The organism is Halomonas sp. 707B3 (assembly GCF_024158645.1).
GTDB lineage: Bacteria > Pseudomonadota > Gammaproteobacteria > Pseudomonadales > Halomonadaceae > Vreelandella > Vreelandella lionensis.
Genome location: NZ_JAMZBE010000034.1, coordinates 1 through 16917, shown reverse-complemented (window position 1 = coordinate 16917; position 16917 = coordinate 1). Strand labels below are relative to the sequence as shown.

Sequence of the window (16917 nt, the reverse complement as noted above, 5' to 3'; positions counted from 1 at the left end):
ACAAGCAAGACGCCGCAATGGGCATCTAGCCCAATTGCGGCATCTCAACGGAAAAAGGTCGCTTAAAAGCTGGCGATCTCTTCCGGGGTAAGCTCCCGCCATTCACCAGGAGCTAGGTCATCGGGCAGTACTACATCGCCAATCGAGCGACGATGCAGCGCGTTAACATGGTTACCTAAAGCAGCAAACATGCGCTTTACCTGATGGTAGCGCCCTTCGGTAATGGTGAGCTCCGCTTGTTGCGGGGTAATAAAACGCAGCGTGGCGGGCTGGGTAGGCGTTTCTTCACCTTCCAGTAAGATACCCTCAGCCACCTGTTCTATCGCCTGCTGGGCGGCCTCGCCTTCCATCGGCTCAGCCAACTCCGCTATATAGACTTTGGCACAGCGGTGGCGTGGCGAGGTAACTCGGTGCGACCATTGGCCGTCATCGGTTAGTAGTAGTAGGCCCGTGGTATCCACATCTAGCCGCCCTACTGGCTGCAGCCGCTCCACTTTAGGTAAGTCGATAATGTCGATTACCCGCGGGTAGAGACCCCGGCGAGCGGTACACTCCACATCCACCGGTTTATGCATCATCACGTAGCGAAGCCCCACTAAGGCGAGCCGTTCGCCGTTGAGCTTCACTTCGTCATTTTCAGTATCTACCTGGGTGGCCGCCTGCTTGATCGGTTCGCCATTGAGCGTCACTTCACCATTTTTAAGCGCACGTTTTGCTAGGCTGCGAGTTAGCGGCGTGGTCTCACTTAAAAAACGATCAAGGCGCATTATTGCCCCACTCCTGGCAGCAACGAAAAGCGGTCGGCATCTTGCCAGGCAGGAAATTTTTCACGAAAGGCATCTAGGTCCGTTTTATCTAGCGTCCCCGTTTCAATAAACGGAGTATGGGCAGGATGGTCGATCAGCGGTTCGCCTTTAAAATCGACCAGCATGGAGTCGCCGCTATAGGCCAGCCCCTTGGCATCTTCACCCACGCGGTTAACACCCACCACGTAGGCGAGGTTTTCCACCGCGCGCGCCTGTAGCAAGGTTCGCCACGGATGCCGCCGAGGAGCGGGCCAATTAGCCACGCACAGGATGGCATCATACTCGAAATGCTCGCCCTCTGCTGGCTGCTGGCGCATCCATACGGGGAAACGCAGGTCGTAGCACACGCTGAGCTGCAGCTTAAAACCGTTGAGTTCTACGATGTGGCGCTGCTTGCCCATGCCATAGCGTTCATGCTCCCCGGCCATGCGAAACAGGTGGCGTTTGTCGTAGTAGCTCACTTCTCCCGTTGGCGTTGCCCACACCATACGGTTGTAGTACTGGCCGTCGTCAACAATGGCGACGCTGCCGGTCACCACGCAGCCCCTTGCCTTCGCCTGGGTTTGCAGCCAGGCAACGCTTTGGCTCTCTTTCATGGGCTGCGCCATTTCCCGGGAGTTCATCGTGAAACCGGTGGCAAACATCTCTGGCAGTACAATCAGGTCAGTGTCGCGACTATCTAAATCACCCAGCAGTGCTTCTAAATGCGTGTGGTTGGCTTGGGGATCTTCCCAGCGTAAGTCGCACTGCACCAGGCTAGTTTTTAATTGACTCATGCCGCGTCTCCTTTGCATCGGTGTCTTTATCAATTGTGTGCTAGATTAGCATTTTTACTTAATGAGGCTGCTATGCTTCCATCCGCTCCTAGGGACCCTGAAGCGGTCAAAGGCGTCATGTTTGGCTTAACCGCCTACACCATGTGGGGTTGTTTCCCGCTGTTTTTTGCCCTCTTTGACGGAATTCCGGCCTTTGAGATCTTGATTCACCGCATTTTGTGGTCGTGCCTATTCCTGGTGGGGCTGATTAGCGTGCTGGGCCGCTGGCCACCGGTCGTGGCTGCATTGGTGCAGCCTAAGCGCTTGGGCCGAGTGTTAGCCTGCGCGCTGCTGATCGCCTTTAACTGGGGCATCTATATCTATGCGGTGGAGAGCAAACAGGTGCTGCAAGCCAGTTTAGGCTACTTTCTCACCCCGTTGGTGAATGTAGCACTGGGCATGCTAGTACTTCGGGAAGTCATGGCGAAGCTACAGCTTGTGGCGCTGGGCCTCGCCAGTCTTGCCATTGCGATTCAATTTATCATGCTGGGTGAATTACCATGGCTTAGCTTGCTGCTTGCCCTTAGCTTCGGCAGCTATGGACTGTTTCGTAAGCAAGTGCCACTGGATGGACTGTCAGGCCTCTTCGTGGAAACGCTGCTGCTATTCCCGCTGGCGCTAATGGCGCTTACCTGGATGAGCTGGCAGGGCGAGTCACATTTCCTCCACGATGTACCCATGTCCGCGCTGTTAGTCGTGAGCGGAGTCTTAACTGCCCTGCCGTTGATGGCCTTTGCAGGCGCGGCTCGTCGCTTACGCTTGGCCACGCTGGGGTTCTTAATGTATATCAACCCCAGCATTCAGTTCCTAATTGCCTTGACGATTTTCGGTGAGCCCCTGGGCATGATCCAACTCGCTACGTTCTTGATGATCTGGACCGGTCTTGCGCTCTACTCCTGGTCCTCATGGCAATCACGCCCGCGTCAAGCGGCGGTTTGACGAAGCAGGCGGTAACGCTGGCTGCTCTTTATGAGCCACACTGGTTGCGGTGTTTTTTTCCGGCTGGTAGCCAACACGGAAACCGCCCCAGTGCTTGCCATTAATATAAATCGGCACTGAGAGGTCGTGCATGATCTCGCCAGTATCACGCTTGTAGGTTTGCAGTAGCAGCGGTTTCTCGTGGGCACCGCAGCGACTACCGGTAGGATCGTCGAAAATACGCTTGCTGCGGCAATACTTCAGATCGTGATCATAATCGCCGGTTGGCGCGCGGCTTACCGCAGCATTGTGGGTAGGCACGTAGCCGTTACGGTCACAAGCAATGGCGTAGCTCAAGCCATATTCGTTGAGTAACGGCTCCTGAAGGCTGGGTAACTGCTGATCCGTGAAAGAATCGAACCCGGTATGGTAAAGCGGAGGTCGAGTGCCGTTAATAGCCGCATAATCTGGTTGGAACAGCGCTCTTTCTGATAGCTCCCCTCGGGCAATGGCTTTCTCAAACAGTTTACCGATGCGGTCAGCAGTTTGGCGGGCGGCTAGGAAAACCGTTTGGTGCCGACCCATTAAGCGCTGCTGAGCTAGCTCGCCATCTACACCCTCTGCGGCATCCATCAGTGCGCGCGCCTGTAGCGCCAGTTCATGCATATTACGATTGCCTTCATCGACATCATCTTCCAATTGGCGCAGGCTGTCGGCAACGGTTTGGCTGTGCTCTTTGGTGCTGTTCATAGCGTCAGCAACGCTGGTTATCTCCTGCTGAACTTGATCAAACTCTTCGGTAATTGTAGCTAGGCTGCTGCCCACCCGCTGCATGCCCTGAGAGCGCTCGCGAACGCGGGTCATTAAGTCTCCCATAGTAGCCACCACGCTTTGCCCACTTTGGTGCATGTCTTTGACCAGTGCATCGACACTTTGCGTCGCAGTGGAGGTTTTCAAAGCGAGGTTACGCACTTCTCCTGCGACCACAGCAAAGCCCCTGCCATGCTCACCTGCTCGAGCGGCTTCAATGGAGGCATTCAGTGAAAGCAGATGGGTCTGTTCGGCAATGCCTTCAATCATCGAGGTGACGCTGCGCACACGCTCAATTTTATCGTTGAGTGCAGTCAGCATATCCAGCGCTTGGTTAGAGCGCTCAGCCACATCGGTCATATCATGGATGATAGCGGTCAATTCATCGTGATTATGATGGCTAGCTTGCTGAGCATTATCGGCAAGGGCAGCCACCTGAGTAGCACTGGCACTGACCTGCATAATGGCAGCATTGATAGCGCTCATACTGGAAGACGCTTCGCTAGCCATAGTCTCCTGTTTGCCCAGCCGCTGAGCCATCAAGTCAGCGTAATGGGACACTTCCGCCGAGGCAATGGCCGTGCTACTGGCACGATTCATTAACCGGTAAGCCATAGCGCGCAGCGAGCCATAGTCTCTCAGGGGTTTTAGCCCGCGCACCGATTGCTTCAATCGGTGCTGATCAGCGCTATAAACACTATATAACCCGACAGCCATCGCCCCCATACCACCCAATGAAGCGCACAACACAGCGAGGTATTTCCAAGCACCTGGCTGAGACACTAGCCCGATAGAGGCTATCAGTAGTAGCAATGGCACCAGCCAACGAAGTAGTCGCATGTGAGGCACTCTTTTTTTAGTTGACGTTGTTGAGTTGGAAAGCGCTGCGATGTAGGAGCCCCCTCTTTCTCAGTAATCTTAACGGGTTATGCTAATGAAAGAAGTAGCACTTTGGGGGAAGAGCGATGTGTATTGCTGGCAAGGAAACGGCAAATGCCGTAATTATCGTTATAACGCGCTAAACTATTGCCCTTATTTTCAATGCTGCCCTTATGCACACTCGGCCTAAGCCATAGGAGCTTATGTTTAAGCGCTATTTGCCTATTTTTACCTGGCTGCCCCACTACCATAAGCGTTTGCTTGGAGCCGACCTTCTGGCGGGCTTAATTGTGACCGTTATGGTCATACCTCAATCGCTAGCTTATGCCCTGCTTGCGGGATTGCCAGCCGTGGTAGGCCTCTATGCGAGTATTCTGCCGCAACTGCTGTATACCTTTCTTGGCACCAGCCGCACTCTGGCGGTAGGGCCAGTCGCCATCATCGCGCTGATGACCGGGGCCGCGCTATCCTCGGTGGCCGCGCCTGGTACCCCCGAGTACCTGCAGGCTGCGCTGGTGCTCTCGCTGCTTTCAGGTGCCATTTTGGTGGCCATGGGCGCGCTAAAGATGGGCTTTTTCAGCAACTTTTTAAGCCACCCGGTGATTTCAGGTTTCTTGACCGCCTCGGGAATTTTGATTGCCGTTAGCCAGTTAGGCAGCCTATTGGGCGTTTCAAGCAGTGGCTTCACCCTGGTAGAGCGTCTGATGACGCTACTGCCTAACCTGCCTACGTTTAACCCTTATACAGTTGCCATTGGCGGTGGAACGCTGCTGTTTCTGGTGTTAATGCGCCGCTATGGCAAACAAAGTTTGATAAAGGTAGGCCTCCCCTCAGCACTCGCTGATTTAATGACCAAAGCCGGACCCGTTTTTGCTGTGGTGGTCACCACGTTGGCGGCGTGGCACTGGCAGTTGGCGTACGAGCATGGGGTAGCCGTGGTCGGCACTATTCCCAGCGGCCTGCCCGCCCTCAGCTTTCCCTGGGGAGATGCGTCGCTATGGCGAGCACTATTAATACCCGCCATGCTGATTAGCCTAGTGGGGTTTGTCGAGTCGGTCTCTATGGGGCAGATGCTGGCGGCAAAACGGCGCCAGCGTATCTCTCCCAACCAGGAGCTGATTGGCTTAGGAGCCGCCAACTTAGCGGCAGGATTTACCAGCGGCATGCCTGTCACCGGCGGCTTATCCCGCACCGTCATCAACTACGATGCGGGCGCACAAACGCCTGCTGCTGGGGCCTTTGCCGCGCTCGGCATTGCACTCGTGACCATGGCCTTTACCGGCTGGCTCTACTATCTGCCCATCGCGACGCTTGCCGCCACCATCACGGTGTCTATTTTGACCCTGGTGGATATCCCCATGCTGCGCCAAACCTGGCGCTACTCCCGCAGCGATTTTGCCGCCATGGCGGTCACGATTCTATTAACGCTGGTGGAAGGCATTGAAGCGGGCATTATTGGCGGGGTGACGCTCTCTATTGCGCTCTTTTTATACCGCACCAGCCGCCCTCACAGTGCGCTAGTGGGCCGAGTGCCGGATACCGAGCACTTTCGTAATGTAGAGCGGCATGATGTGGAGACGGTGAGCAACGCAGCCCTACTGCGCATCGATGAGAGCCTCTACTTCGCCAATGCCCGTTATCTCGAAGACACCGTCTACAACTTGGTGGCCAGCCGCCCAGAGCTTGAGCATGTCGTGCTGATCTGTTCAGCGGTCAATCTGATTGATGCCTCTGCCTTGGAGAGTCTGGATGCCATCAATGCTCGCTTGAAGGATTCCGACGTCAAACTGCACCTGTCAGAGGTGAAAGGCCCGGTGATGGACCAGTTGAAAAAAAGTGACTTCCTGGATGCGTTAACCGGGCGGGTATTTTTAAGCACCTACGCTGCATGGCGGCAATTCTCTTAGCTTAGGAACGCATAAACCACTGAAAAGCCAGGCAACCGCCTGGCTTTTTTTGTGAGCCTAAGGACTATTTTTGACTGCCCACTAGAACAGCGTTGACAGCCTCTCTGGCCTTACCTACTATCACTCGACCACTTAGCAAAACCAAATACCGCATAGCAAAACACAAAGTAACTAAACGTAACGAACTTAAAAGTAACAATCACAATAGAAGCAACCACAATAAAGGAGCATCTCAATGCGTCCGTTTGCTCACCGCCTACTCATCGCCGCACTTCCCCTTTCTTTATTGAGTGCATCAGTCAGCCATGCCAGCGAGGTAGAACTCCCTGGCACTATGGCCTGGACGGCCTACGGCACCAACTCTAGCGGTTACGCCCAAGCCGTTGCGATTGGCAATATGCTGCAGAATAAGTACGACTCTTCTGTGCGCATTCTGCCTGGTGATAACGATGTTTCCCGTATGACGCCCCTTAAACAGGGTCGCGTTGACCTGTGCGCTTGCGGTATCGCCAGCTACTACGGCGCTGAAGGGGTCATGATGTTTGCCGACCGCGACTGGGGCCCGCAGCCGCTGCGCGTCATTACCACCTCTACCGCATCTTTTGGTCTTTCACTGGCCGTGGCGGGTGATTTGGACGTTGAAACCCCTGCCGATTTAGCAGGCAAACGCATTGCCTATATCCGCGGTGACGATGCCTTGAACAAAGGCACCGAGGCGTACCTTGCCTTTGGCGGCTTAACCTGGGATGACGTTGAGCGCGTTGACTACCCAGGCTACGCCCGCTCTTTCGACGGTATTATTGCTGGCGATGTGGACGCCTCGTTCACTACCACCGTTACACCGCCCGCTCAGCAGCTTGCGAGCAGCCCTCGGGGCGTTAGCTGGCCAGTGCTTGATCCTAATGATGAAGCTGGCTGGGAACGCATGGCGGCGGTGGCACCCTACTTCCGCCCCCATGAAGTCACCGCCGGTGCAGGCGGTATTAGCGCCGAAAACCCGCTACCCAGCGCCAGCTACCCCTACCCCATTGTGGTCGCCAACCAGGACCTGGATGACAATGTCGCTTACGGTTTAATCAAAGCGATGCAGGAAAACTACGACGACTATAAAGATAACGCGCCGGGTGCGATGGGCTACGCACTGGAGTACCAGGATTTACAGTGGGTGGTGCCCTTCCATGACGCAGTAGTGGAGTACTACAAAGAGATCGACGTATGGACCGATGAGATGCAGGCCCACCAAGATCAACTCGTTGAGCGTCAAAATGTATTAATGCAGGCCTGGGAGCAGTTTATGCAAGACGCACCCAGCGATGCTGATACGTTTACCACTGAGTGGATGGCCGCCCGCGCCACGGCTCTCACCGATGCTGGGTTCGAGCCGATCTTCGAGTAACTCGCCACGGGGCGGCGCTCGCCGCCCCTGCTGATTGATGGAACGCCCTATGACCACCGATACCGCACCTGCCAGCACGCCGCAGGTTAAAGAAAAGATCAGCCAAATCCGCGAGCTGCCACTGGCGCTTCGTTGGGTGCCTGCCACCGTCACCGTATTACTGATGATGATGACGCTGGATTACCTGTTTAACTGGGGCTGGCTCACCTTCGTGACCGGGCTGGAAACTCAGTTTTACTACGCAGTGGTGGCACTGCTTCTGCCGCTCGTGTTTCTGCTATGGCCCATGCGAAGCAGCCAGCAGGAGCAATCGATTCCCTGGTATGACTACCTGCTTAGCGCTGTCACGCTAATTGTGGGCGGCTACTTTGTGTATAACGCTGTTCCCATTCTGGAGCGCGGCTGGGCGTTTGCAGCTCCGGATATCGCTATTTATTTCAGCTATGCCTACTGGGTATTAATTATCGAAGCCGCCCGCCGAGCCGGCGGTTTGCCGATAGCCATCATTGCCGGGGTGTTCTCGCTTTACCCCTTGGTAGCCGATATTGTTCCTGGCCCGATCCAGGCATTCCCCTCTAGCCTGCCTGAAACGGCGATGTACCACACCATGAGCACCGAAAGCATCATGGGGGTTCCGCTACAGGCGTTTGCAGGCCTGGTGATTGGCTTTCTGGTGTTTGGCGTGGTGCTGCAAAAAAGCGGCGGCGGCAAATTCTTCATCAATTTAGCCTTTGCGCTTTTAGGCCATGTACGCGGCGGCCCGGCTAAAGTGTCGATTTTCTCCAGCGGTCTAATGGGCTCCATGAGCGGCAGCGTGATCAGTAACGTGCTGACCACCGGGGTGCTCTCAATTCCGGCCATGCGCCGCATTGGCATGAGCCGCTCGTTTGCGGGCGGTGTGGAAGCCTGCGCCTCAACCGGTGGCGTATTGATGCCCCCAGTGATGGGCGCCACCGCCTTCGTGATGGCCATGTTCCTGGATATTCCCTACTCAGCGGTGGCGCTGGCAGCGGTCATCCCCTCGATTCTCTATTTCCTTGGTCTGTTCATTCAAATTGATGCCTATGCCGCGCGCAATGACATCAAAGGCCTGCCCGCCATAGAGCTGCCGTCGATTAAGCAAACGCTGAAAGAGGGCTGGTACTTTATCTTCGTCTTCGGCCTGCTGGTGTGGATGCTGCTGATCATGCAACGCGAAGCGGTTGCCCCATTCTATGCGACCGCCCTGCTGTTAGTGCTCAACCAGCTCTCTAAGCAGAATCGCTGGGGTTGGAAGGATGTCACCGAGACGCTCTCGTCGGCGGCCAAGCTATTTGCCGAACTTATCGCCATTCTGGCGGGCGTGGGTATGCTAGTTGGCGCGCTCTCCATGACCGGCCTATCGGGCACCATTGCCAACGACTTTATCAATATCGCCGGCGGCAGCGTGCCATTGCTGCTAATTATGGGCGCGGTCACCAGCTTTGTGTTGGGCATTGGCATGACCGTTACCGCGGCCTATATCTTCCTGGCGGTGGCGCTCGCCCCTGCGCTGATTCAAGGCGGCGGTCTGGACCCCATGGCGGTGCACATGTTCATCCTCTACTGGGGCATGCTCAGCTTTATCACGCCGCCCGTGGCACTGGGTGCTTTTGCCGCCGCCACCGTGGCCGGTGCCCGTCCTATGGAAACCGGCCTGCAGGCCATGCGTCTAGGCAGCGTGATTTACTTTATCCCCTTCCTGTTCGTACTGAATCCCGCGCTGATCATGCAGGGCGAACCATGGATGATCATTGCCGTGTTTATCCAAGCGGTCATCGGCATCATCCTGTTTGCCTCCGCGATGCAAGGCTACCTGATGGGCGTGGGTCGTTTGGGTTACGGCGCGCTGCAGGAAATCGTGATTCGTGCGCTGGTACTGATCGCGGGGCTACTGCTCGCCCTACCGGGCGGCGGCATGGTACCGCTAAGCCAGTGGGAGTTGATTGGTTTAGCCGCCGTGGCGCTGCTACCCGCCGTGGTGCTTGCCCGCCTTAGCCAGCGCCATCACCAGCGTTCGCTCACTGCCAACGCTTAATGCCACCCTCGAGGATTCTTATGAGCACAAAAACAAATCTCACCCTCGTACTCGGTAGTTTAACGGCAGGCCTGCTGGCGGCTGGCAGCGCCAGCGCCATGCCTAGCACGCTGAACTGGACCGCGTATGGCACCGGCACCAGTGGCCATGCGCAGATTATGGCCATCAGCCAGCTGCTACAGGAGGAGCACGGCACTCAGTCCCGCGTTATTCCTGGTGAAAACGACACCATGCGCATGACACCGCTGAAAACTGGCCGCGTGGATCTCTGCGCCTGCGGCATTGCCAGCTACTACGGCTCTGAAGGCGTGATGATGTTCGCCGGGCCGGACTGGGGCCCGCAGCCCATTCGGGTGATTTCTACCTCCATGGCCAGCTTTGGGTTAGGTATGGCCGTGGCAGGCGACGTAGAGATGGATTCCATCGCCGATCTGGAAGGTAAACGTCTAGCCTACCTGCGCGGCGACGACGCGCTGAACAAAGCCGCTGAAGCCTACCTAGCTTTCGCGGGTTTGACCTGGGATGACGTCGAGCGCGTTGACTTCCCCGGCTACAACGCCGCCTTCGACGGCATTATCAGCGGCCGCGCCGATGCCGCTATTACCACGACGGTTACCCCTGCCGCCCAACGCTTAGCGGCGAGCCCGCGTGGATTGCAGTGGCCGGAGCTACCCACTGAAGACGCCGCAGGTTGGGCACAGATGCTGGAGGTGGCCCCCTACTTCCAACCCCACGACGTCACTTCAGGCGCAGGTATTAACGCTGACCAGCCGCTTGCCAGCGCCAGCTACCCCTATCCGATCATGGTGAGCAACGCCGATTTAGCGCCAGAAACCGTCACCGGCTTGATCACCACGCTAGTGGAGTCCTTCGACGACTATAAAGATAACGCCCCAGGGGCTAGCGGCTATGCCCTTGAGAATCAAAACATGACCTGGGTGGTGCCTTTCCACGATGCCGTGGTGGCGTACTACCAAGAAAGCGGTGTATGGACCGATGAAATGGACGCCCACCAGAACGCTTTGGTGGAGCGGCAACAGCTGCTAATGGACACCTGGGAAGCCTATCAAGTCGATGCGCCCGAAGACGAAGCGGCGTTTATCGACGGCTGGATGGAAGCTCGGCGGGCTGCCTTACAAGAAGCTGGGTTAAACCCCGTTTTTTGATGTTGCTTCAATCACGACGGAAATCATTACCTAAGGCCGCCTCTGCGCGGCCTTTTGTTTAGCCAACCATATTCCGCAATGCAGAACATTGTTTTGCATTATTGACTCCAACGGCGTCTTTCGCCATGATCACCTCATTCCGAATAACAACTTTAAATTTCATATAGCAAAATACGGGAGCCACTATGAGTGTTCACTACCAGCGACATGGCGAGGTCGGCGTCATTAGTATCGCTAACCCGCCCGTCAACGCGTTGGGCCAAGCGGTGCGTAGCGGCTTACTCAGCGCCCTTGAAGAGGGGTTGGCCGACCAGCAGGCCAAAGCACTGGTGGTGATGGCCGAGGGGCGCACCTTTATCGCCGGGGCCGATATACGTGAATTTGGTAAGCCGCCCCAGGCACCGCTGCTACCGGATGTCATTACACAGCTAGAAGCCTGCCCCAAACCGCTCATCGCATCGCTACACGGCACCGCGCTAGGCGGCGGCTTGGAGGTCGCACTGGGCTGCCACTATCGAATTGCGCTGGCAGGCACACGCGTAGGTTTACCAGAAGTGAAGCTTGGCTTACTGCCAGGCGCAGGCGGCACTCAGCGGCTGCCCCGTTTGGTAGGTGTGGAAAGATCCCTAGCAATCATTACCAGCGGTCGCTTTGTAGACGCCGCTGAAGCGCAGGATATCGGCATTATCGATGCTATCAGCGATGCCCAAACACCGCTGGAAGCGGGTTTGGCAGCGGCAAAAGAGGTATTAGCGGGACAACAGCAGGCGCGCATCACCGGTCAGTTACCCGCTCCAGAGGCCAACCCCCAGGCCATTGCCGCCATGCGAGAGCAGCTTGAATCCAGCGTACCGGCACTGTTCTCTCCGTTTCGCATTGTGGACGCCATTGACGCCTGCACCAAAGCCGCATCTCTGGAAGAGGGTTTGCGTCGCGAGCGTGAGCTATTTCTTGCCTGTATGGACTCCCCGCAGCGCGCAGGGTTGATTCACCTGTTTTTTGCCGCTAGAAATCCCCATGTCGTCCCTGGCGTAGACAATGCTGAGCCCTTTGCGCAGATCGCCCTCATCGGTGAGCACCCGCTGTTTGAGACGCTTCACACCGCCGCCCAGCGCGCCAACATAACGCTTACCGATACCCCAAACGATAGCACTGAGCTGTGCCTGCTCGCCCCTGGCGCAGACGCAAGCGCCTGCCCTTCTCAAGCGGTCACCGTAGCGCTGCAGCCACTCACCGACAGTGCCTCAGCCACACTCCTAAGCCTAGTACTTGCCGAGCGCGGCCCGTTCCATGAATTGGTCAACCATAGTGCCAGCGCGACCGACCAGCAGCGGGTGGCTTTAACACTCAAAGCGCTGCGGGCCAACGTGGTGGTGAGCAAGTCGCCTAGCGTATTGAGCACGCTTTATAACGCCGCAAAGCAAGCGCCCGACCACGACGCCCAGTCAGCCATGGAGCAGGCGAGCCTGACGCTAGCACAGCAAGGCACCTGCCATCGCGAGAGCGATATTGATCTGTTGGCGGTGGAAGCGTTGGGCTACCCACGCCATTTAGGCGGGCCGCACCGCCAAGCCTCTCTGCCATCCCATTTATCGACTCACAAAAAGACGCCTTCCGAGGATGCACACTCATGAACCTGACGTTTAGCCCCGAAGAGCAGGCATTCCGCGAGGAAGTCCGCCGATTTTTAGCCGATGCACTGCCGAGCGACATCCGTGAGCGCGTGCGCCTTGGGCGGCATCTGCGCGCCGATGACCACATCCGCTGGCAGAATATTCTCAGCGATCAAGGGTGGCTTGCCGCCAACTGGCCTGTTGAGCACGGCGGTCCAGGCTGGGGCCCGGTGCAACGGCATATCTTCGATGAAGAGTGCGCCGCCGCCCACGCCCCTACGGTGGTGCCCTTTGGCGTCAACATGGTCGCGCCAGTGATCATGAAATTTGGCAGCGTGGAGCAGCAACAGCACTACTTGCCGCGGATTCTTAATAACCAGGACTGGTGGTGCCAAGGTTATTCTGAGCCGGGCGCTGGCTCGGATTTGGCGGGCTTATCCACCCGCGCCGTGCTCGATGGCGACCACTACATCGTCAACGGGCAGAAAACCTGGACCACCCTAGGCCAGCACGCCAACATGATGTTCTGTTTGGTGCGCACCGACCCCCACGCTAAAAAGCAGGCGGGTATCAGCTTTTTGCTGATCGATATGCAGACCCCCGGCATTACCGTACGGCCGATTATCACCCTCGACGGTGCTCATGAAGTCAACGAAGTGTTTCTCGATAATGTGCGCGTGCCAGTAGAAAACCGCGTGGGTGAAGAGGGCCAAGGCTGGACCTGCGCCAAATTCTTGCTTACCCACGAGCGCACCGGCATTGCCGGGCTTGGCCACGCCAAGCAGGCACTGCGCCACTTGAAGTCCCTCGCCTCCCGTATGCAGCATCGCGGCAAGCCGCTTTTATCGCTCCCCAGCTTTCGCCAGCGTGTGGTCAAAGCCGAGCTTGAGCTGATGGCGCTGGAAGTGACCAACCTGCGCGTGATTGCCGCAGCGCGGGATGGCGGCGTGCCGGGTGCAGAGAGCTCGCTGCTAAAAGTACGCGGCTCTGAGCTGCGCCAAGAGATCAGTGAGCTTACCCGCCGTGCGCTTGGGCCTGCTGCCCTGCCATTCTTCCCCGGGTTTCTCCATGGTGATGCGTCGCTAGATGACGAATACGCCCAAGGCGCTGCCGCCAGCGCCCAGTATTTTAATCGTCGCAAGCTGTCGATTTATGGCGGTGCCAACGAGATTCAAAAAAGCATCGTCGCTAAAACCATTTTAGGTATGTAAGGGGGTCACCATGGATTTTGCACTCACCGACGAGCAGCGCATGCTCGAAGAGACACTGACACGCTTAGTGGCCGACCAGGTAACGCCCGAACAGCGCCGCGCTATGCTGGAAGCGCCAGCCCAAGGGGCCAGCCCGCTATGGCGCACGTTCGCAGAATTAGGCCTGCTGCATATGCCGTTTAGCGAAGACGTAGGCGGGCTTGGCGGCGACGGCACCGATGTAATGATTATCATGCAGGCGTTGGGGCGCGGCTTAGTGCCAGAAGCGTACCTGTTTGGGTTAGTCATGCCCGGGCAACTGCTTGCGCTATGCGCTAACTCAGCACAGCAGGAGCGCTGGCTGGCCCCGCTGTTGGAAGGTGAACACCAGCTCGCCTTGGCTTGGCAAGAACACACCGCCCGCTATGACGCGTTCGATATTTCGACCCAAGCGAGCCAACACGATGGCCAGTGGCAGCTTAACGGCCGCAAAGATGTAGTGATGAACCTCGGCAGTGCCGCCGCCACGCTGGTGACCGCCCAACTGCCTACCGGCAAGCTAGGCGTGTTTATCGTCCCTGCCAATACGCAAGGCGTCACCTTACAGACCTATCGCACGATGGATGACCAGCCCGCCGGTGGCCTAACGTTGAACAGCGTGACTCTGCCGCTAGAGAACTGCCTAAGCGAAGACGCAGGTGACGCACTGGCAGAGGTGCTGGCCCTGGGCCGCGCCGCGCTGTGTGCCGAGGCCATTGGTGCGATGGAAACTGCCTGCGACCAAACCCTCGCCTATTTAAAAGAGCGCAAGCAGTTTGGCCTGCCGCTGGCCACGTTCCAGTCACTGCAGCACCGCATGGTGGATATGCACCTTCACTTAGAACAGTCGCGCTCTATGGCGATTCTCGCCGCCACCAGCCTCTCGCTGCCTGCTGACGAGCGGGACTATAAAATCGCCGCGGCCAAGGCTTACTGCGGCGAGTCTGCGCGCTTTATTGCGGAACAAGCCATTCAGCTTCATGGCGGCATGGGTATGACCGAAGAGTGCTACGTGGCCCACTACGCCAAACATCTAGTGATGTTTGACCACTACCTGGGCGACAGCGACTATCACCTTGAGACGGTGAGCGAACAGCTCGACGCCGCCTAAGGAGCAGCTCATGCCCAGTGAAGAAAATCCGTCAGTACGCCTTGTGACTACCGAGGGCGGTATCGCCGAAGTGACTATTGCGCGCCCTGCGGTGCGCAATGCCCTCAACGAGCCCACGGCCCTGGCGCTCAATGACGCATTAGCGACCGTGGCGACCGACCCGCAGGTGCGTTGCGTGATTCTCCGCGGTGAAGGTAGCGCTTTTTGTGCCGGTGCTGATTTAGCGGAATTCGAAAAGGCCTCCACCCAGCCTGCCAGCGAGCGGCTGGCAACGCTTTTTTTGCCTGCGCTGCGCAGCATGATGACGATGGAAAAGCCCGTAATCGCCGCCGTGAGCGGCGCTGCCGCGGGGATTGGTGTGTCCTACGTGCTGGCCAGCGATATGGTGGTGATGGGCCGCTCGGCTTACCTAAAACTGGCCTTTATCAATATTGGCTTGATTCCCGACGGCGGCGCTTGCTGGCATTTGGTACGCAAGCTTGGCCACGCCCAGGCCTTTGAGATGGCGGCACTGGCTACCCCAATGGATGCCGAGCGCTGCGTGGCGCTGGGCCTGACCAACCGAGCAGTGGAAGATGATCAGGTGTTAGCGGAAGCACGAGCGCTGGCACAGGCCCTGGTGGCTCAATCCCCTCAAGCGCTGGGAGCAACAAAACGGGCCATGCGGCAGGCGGCAAACCTGTCGCTTGACGACACGCTAACGCTTGAAGGCGCACTGCAAGATGAGTGTAAGGCCACCGAGGATTTTCATGCTCGCGTGGCTGCTTTTCGTCAGCGCCGTCGTAACTGATCCAGTGCTTGCTGATAATCCGCACGCAGCGTGGCTACTTCATCGGCCACGCTGTTCAGTGTGGTAATGCCCCCCACTCCCTGCCCGGCACCCCAAATATCTCGCCACGCTTTTGCCTTGCTGCTGCCGCCTGATCCATAGCGCATGGCGCTTTTGTCGCCCTCTGGCAGTGCCTCTGGGTCAAGCCCGGCCAGCTCGATGCTTTGGCGCAGGTAGTTTCCGTGCACGCCAGTAAACAGGTTGGTATAGACGATATCCCCCGCAGCGGCTTCCAGTACCATCTGCTTGTAAGCGGGCTGAGCATTGGCTTCCTGGGTGGCAATAAAGCGCGTGCCCATATACACCATGTCCACGCCCAGCGCCTGAGCGGCAGCGATCTGCTCGCCTTTAGTTATCGCCCCTGCCAGCACCAGCGGGCCATCGTAAAACTGCCTGACCTCCGCCACAAAGGCGAAGGGGTTAAGCCGCCCCGCATGGCCGCCTGCGCCATGGCAGACCAAAATCAACCCATCCACCCCGGCATCGATGGCTTTTTTAGCGTGCCTCAACGTGGTCACGTCATGAAACACCAGGCCGCCATAAGCGTGCACTTGCTCGACCACCCGATTGGGCGCATGCAGGCTCGTGATGATCAGTGGCACCTTGAACTCAGCGCATAGCGCCACATCATGCTCCAGGCGGTCATTAGTGGGGTGCACGATCTGATTCACCGCAAACGGCGCGGCGGGCTGCTGCGGATTCTGAGCGCTATAGTCGTCTAGGGTATCGGTAATCTGCTGCAGCCACTCCCGAAGCACTTCCGCAGGCCTGGCGTTTAGCGCCGGAAACGCGCCAATAATCCCCGTCTGACACTGGGCAATGACCAGCTCGGGGCCAGAAACGATAAACATGGGAGAGCCGATAACCGGCAGCGTCATGGAGGCAGTCAGTTGGGTTAGCATACGTGGCTCATTATCATTGTTTGTAAGCCCATCAGAGTAAAAACCCCAAAAAAGGGGTTTTAAAGCATGGCCAAAATAGTTGGCATGGCCGGAACAGCCCGTAGCGAGGGTCTTTCGCCATGGCAGGTAACACGTTCCTGACGTTACCAGCATTCCCGCCATCCATGGCGGTCAGAAGCGAAAGTAGCGCCCATGGACGGGTTTACAGCGCCCCCGCCTAGGGCTATTCCGGACAGCCTCCTAAACTTACAGCTTGCTTTCCAGCTCCGGCAGGATCTCGAACAAATCTCCCACTAGGCCATAGTCGGCGACCTGGAAGATCGGCGCTTCGTCGTCTTTGTTGATCGCGACGATCACCTTGGAGTCTTTCATGCCCGCCAGGTGCTGAATCGCACCTGAAATACCCACCGCAATGTACAGCTCGGGCGCGACGATCTTACCGGTTTGGCCCACCTGCATGTCGTTGGGTACGAAGCCAGC

14 protein-coding genes are annotated in these 16917 nt (G+C 57.3%); 9 read left to right on the top strand and 5 right to left on the bottom strand.

Annotation, left to right across the window (positions count from 1 at the left end; translation table 11 throughout):
• Nucleotides 1-62: 62 nt before the first annotated feature.
• Together BIS10_RS06765 and BIS10_RS06760 are read right to left on the bottom strand one after the other, a co-directional pair.
• Nucleotides 63-767: a pseudouridine synthase gene (locus BIS10_RS06765; protein ID WP_253503705.1), complete on the bottom strand. Its 705-nt coding sequence runs from the start codon at nucleotides 765-767 to the stop codon at nucleotides 63-65.
• A complete protein-coding gene (locus BIS10_RS06760; protein WP_044629157.1) occupies nucleotides 767-1582 on the bottom strand; it encodes an amidohydrolase in 816 nt (271 codons plus the stop codon). Before BIS10_RS06760 ends, BIS10_RS06765 begins: the two co-directional genes overlap by 1 nt.
• Nucleotides 1583-1654: 72 nt before the next feature.
• Here BIS10_RS06760 and rarD point away from each other — a divergent pair, with 72 nt between their 5' ends.
• Nucleotides 1655-2560, top strand: a complete 906-nt coding sequence (rarD, locus tag BIS10_RS06755; RefSeq protein WP_253503703.1) for an EamA family transporter RarD — start codon at nucleotides 1655-1657, stop codon at nucleotides 2558-2560.
• On the opposite strand, the gene BIS10_RS06750 is transcribed toward rarD, so the two are convergent.
• Nucleotides 2534-4189, bottom strand: a complete 1656-nt coding sequence (locus BIS10_RS06750; RefSeq protein ID WP_253503700.1) for a methyl-accepting chemotaxis protein — start codon at nucleotides 4187-4189, stop codon at nucleotides 2534-2536. The genes rarD and BIS10_RS06750 overlap by 27 nt on opposite strands.
• A gap of 242 nt (nucleotides 4190-4431) precedes the next feature.
• Here BIS10_RS06750 and BIS10_RS06745 point away from each other — a divergent pair, with 242 nt between their 5' ends.
• The 8 genes from BIS10_RS06745 (at nucleotide 4432) to BIS10_RS06710 (ending at nucleotide 15496) form a co-directional block, all read left to right on the top strand.
• Complete coding sequence (locus BIS10_RS06745; RefSeq protein ID WP_253503697.1) at nucleotides 4432-6135, top strand: SulP family inorganic anion transporter; 1704 nt, start codon at nucleotides 4432-4434, stop codon at nucleotides 6133-6135.
• Between the two features lie 235 nt (nucleotides 6136-6370).
• A complete protein-coding gene (locus tag BIS10_RS06740; RefSeq protein WP_253503694.1) occupies nucleotides 6371-7531 on the top strand; it encodes a TAXI family TRAP transporter solute-binding subunit in 1161 nt (386 codons plus the stop codon).
• Between the two features lie 49 nt (nucleotides 7532-7580).
• Complete coding sequence (locus BIS10_RS06735) at nucleotides 7581-9587, top strand: TRAP transporter fused permease subunit (RefSeq protein WP_253503691.1); 2007 nt, start codon at nucleotides 7581-7583, stop codon at nucleotides 9585-9587.
• Between the two features lie 20 nt (nucleotides 9588-9607).
• Nucleotides 9608-10753: a TAXI family TRAP transporter solute-binding subunit gene (locus tag BIS10_RS06730; protein ID WP_253503688.1), complete on the top strand. Its 1146-nt coding sequence runs from the start codon at nucleotides 9608-9610 to the stop codon at nucleotides 10751-10753.
• 185 nt (nucleotides 10754-10938) lie between these two features.
• Nucleotides 10939-12387, top strand: coding sequence for an enoyl-CoA hydratase/isomerase family protein (locus BIS10_RS06725; RefSeq protein WP_253503685.1), 1449 nt, complete (start codon nucleotides 10939-10941; stop codon nucleotides 12385-12387).
• On the top strand, nucleotides 12384-13577 hold the full coding sequence (locus BIS10_RS06720; RefSeq protein ID WP_253503682.1) for an acyl-CoA dehydrogenase family protein: 1194 nt from the start codon (nucleotides 12384-12386) through the stop codon (nucleotides 13575-13577). Before BIS10_RS06725 ends, BIS10_RS06720 begins: the two co-directional genes overlap by 4 nt.
• A 10-nt stretch (nucleotides 13578-13587) precedes the next feature.
• Nucleotides 13588-14706: an acyl-CoA dehydrogenase family protein gene (locus tag BIS10_RS06715; protein WP_253503679.1), complete on the top strand. Its 1119-nt coding sequence runs from the start codon at nucleotides 13588-13590 to the stop codon at nucleotides 14704-14706.
• Nucleotides 14707-14716: 10 nt separating this feature from the next.
• Nucleotides 14717-15496 carry an enoyl-CoA hydratase/isomerase family protein gene (locus BIS10_RS06710; RefSeq protein WP_253503675.1) on the top strand — a complete coding sequence of 260 codons (780 nt, stop codon included), beginning with the start codon at nucleotides 14717-14719 and terminating at the stop codon, nucleotides 15494-15496.
• On the opposite strand, the gene BIS10_RS06705 is transcribed toward BIS10_RS06710, so the two are convergent.
• Both BIS10_RS06705 and BIS10_RS06700 read right to left on the bottom strand, forming a co-directional pair.
• Nucleotides 15478-16437, bottom strand: a complete 960-nt coding sequence (locus BIS10_RS06705) for a nitronate monooxygenase family protein (protein ID WP_253503672.1) — start codon at nucleotides 16435-16437, stop codon at nucleotides 15478-15480. The two genes, BIS10_RS06710 and BIS10_RS06705, sit on opposite strands and share 19 nt — an antisense overlap.
• A gap of 246 nt (nucleotides 16438-16683) precedes the next feature.
• Nucleotides 16684-16917 (bottom strand): FAD-binding protein (locus BIS10_RS06700; protein WP_253503669.1); only part of this gene is annotated, 234 nt, incomplete at its 5' end.

Excerpts from the sequence above, each read along its gene's own strand:
- BIS10_RS06705 (WP_253503672.1), bottom strand. The coding sequence starts at position 16,437 with ATGCTAACCCAACTGACTGCCTCCATGACGCTGCCGGTTATCGGCTCT.
- BIS10_RS06715 (WP_253503679.1), top strand. The coding sequence starts at position 13,588 with ATGGATTTTGCACTCACCGACGAGCAGCGCATGCTCGAAGAGACACTG.
- rarD (WP_253503703.1), top strand. The coding sequence starts at position 1,655 with ATGCTTCCATCCGCTCCTAGGGACCCTGAAGCGGTCAAAGGCGTCATG.
- BIS10_RS06720 (WP_253503682.1), top strand. The coding sequence starts at position 12,384 with ATGAACCTGACGTTTAGCCCCGAAGAGCAGGCATTCCGCGAGGAAGTC.
- BIS10_RS06760 (WP_044629157.1), bottom strand. The coding sequence starts at position 1,582 with ATGAGTCAATTAAAAACTAGCCTGGTGCAGTGCGACTTACGCTGGGAA.
- BIS10_RS06730 (WP_253503688.1), top strand. The coding sequence starts at position 9,608 with ATGAGCACAAAAACAAATCTCACCCTCGTACTCGGTAGTTTAACGGCA.
- BIS10_RS06710 (WP_253503675.1), top strand. The coding sequence starts at position 14,717 with ATGCCCAGTGAAGAAAATCCGTCAGTACGCCTTGTGACTACCGAGGGC.
- BIS10_RS06740 (WP_253503694.1), top strand. The coding sequence starts at position 6,371 with ATGCGTCCGTTTGCTCACCGCCTACTCATCGCCGCACTTCCCCTTTCT.
- BIS10_RS06725 (WP_253503685.1), top strand. The coding sequence starts at position 10,939 with ATGAGTGTTCACTACCAGCGACATGGCGAGGTCGGCGTCATTAGTATC.
- BIS10_RS06735 (WP_253503691.1), top strand. The coding sequence starts at position 7,581 with ATGACCACCGATACCGCACCTGCCAGCACGCCGCAGGTTAAAGAAAAG.
- BIS10_RS06765 (WP_253503705.1), bottom strand. The coding sequence starts at position 767 with ATGCGCCTTGATCGTTTTTTAAGTGAGACCACGCCGCTAACTCGCAGC.
- BIS10_RS06745 (WP_253503697.1), top strand. The coding sequence starts at position 4,432 with ATGTTTAAGCGCTATTTGCCTATTTTTACCTGGCTGCCCCACTACCAT.
- BIS10_RS06750 (WP_253503700.1), bottom strand. The coding sequence starts at position 4,189 with ATGCGACTACTTCGTTGGCTGGTGCCATTGCTACTACTGATAGCCTCT.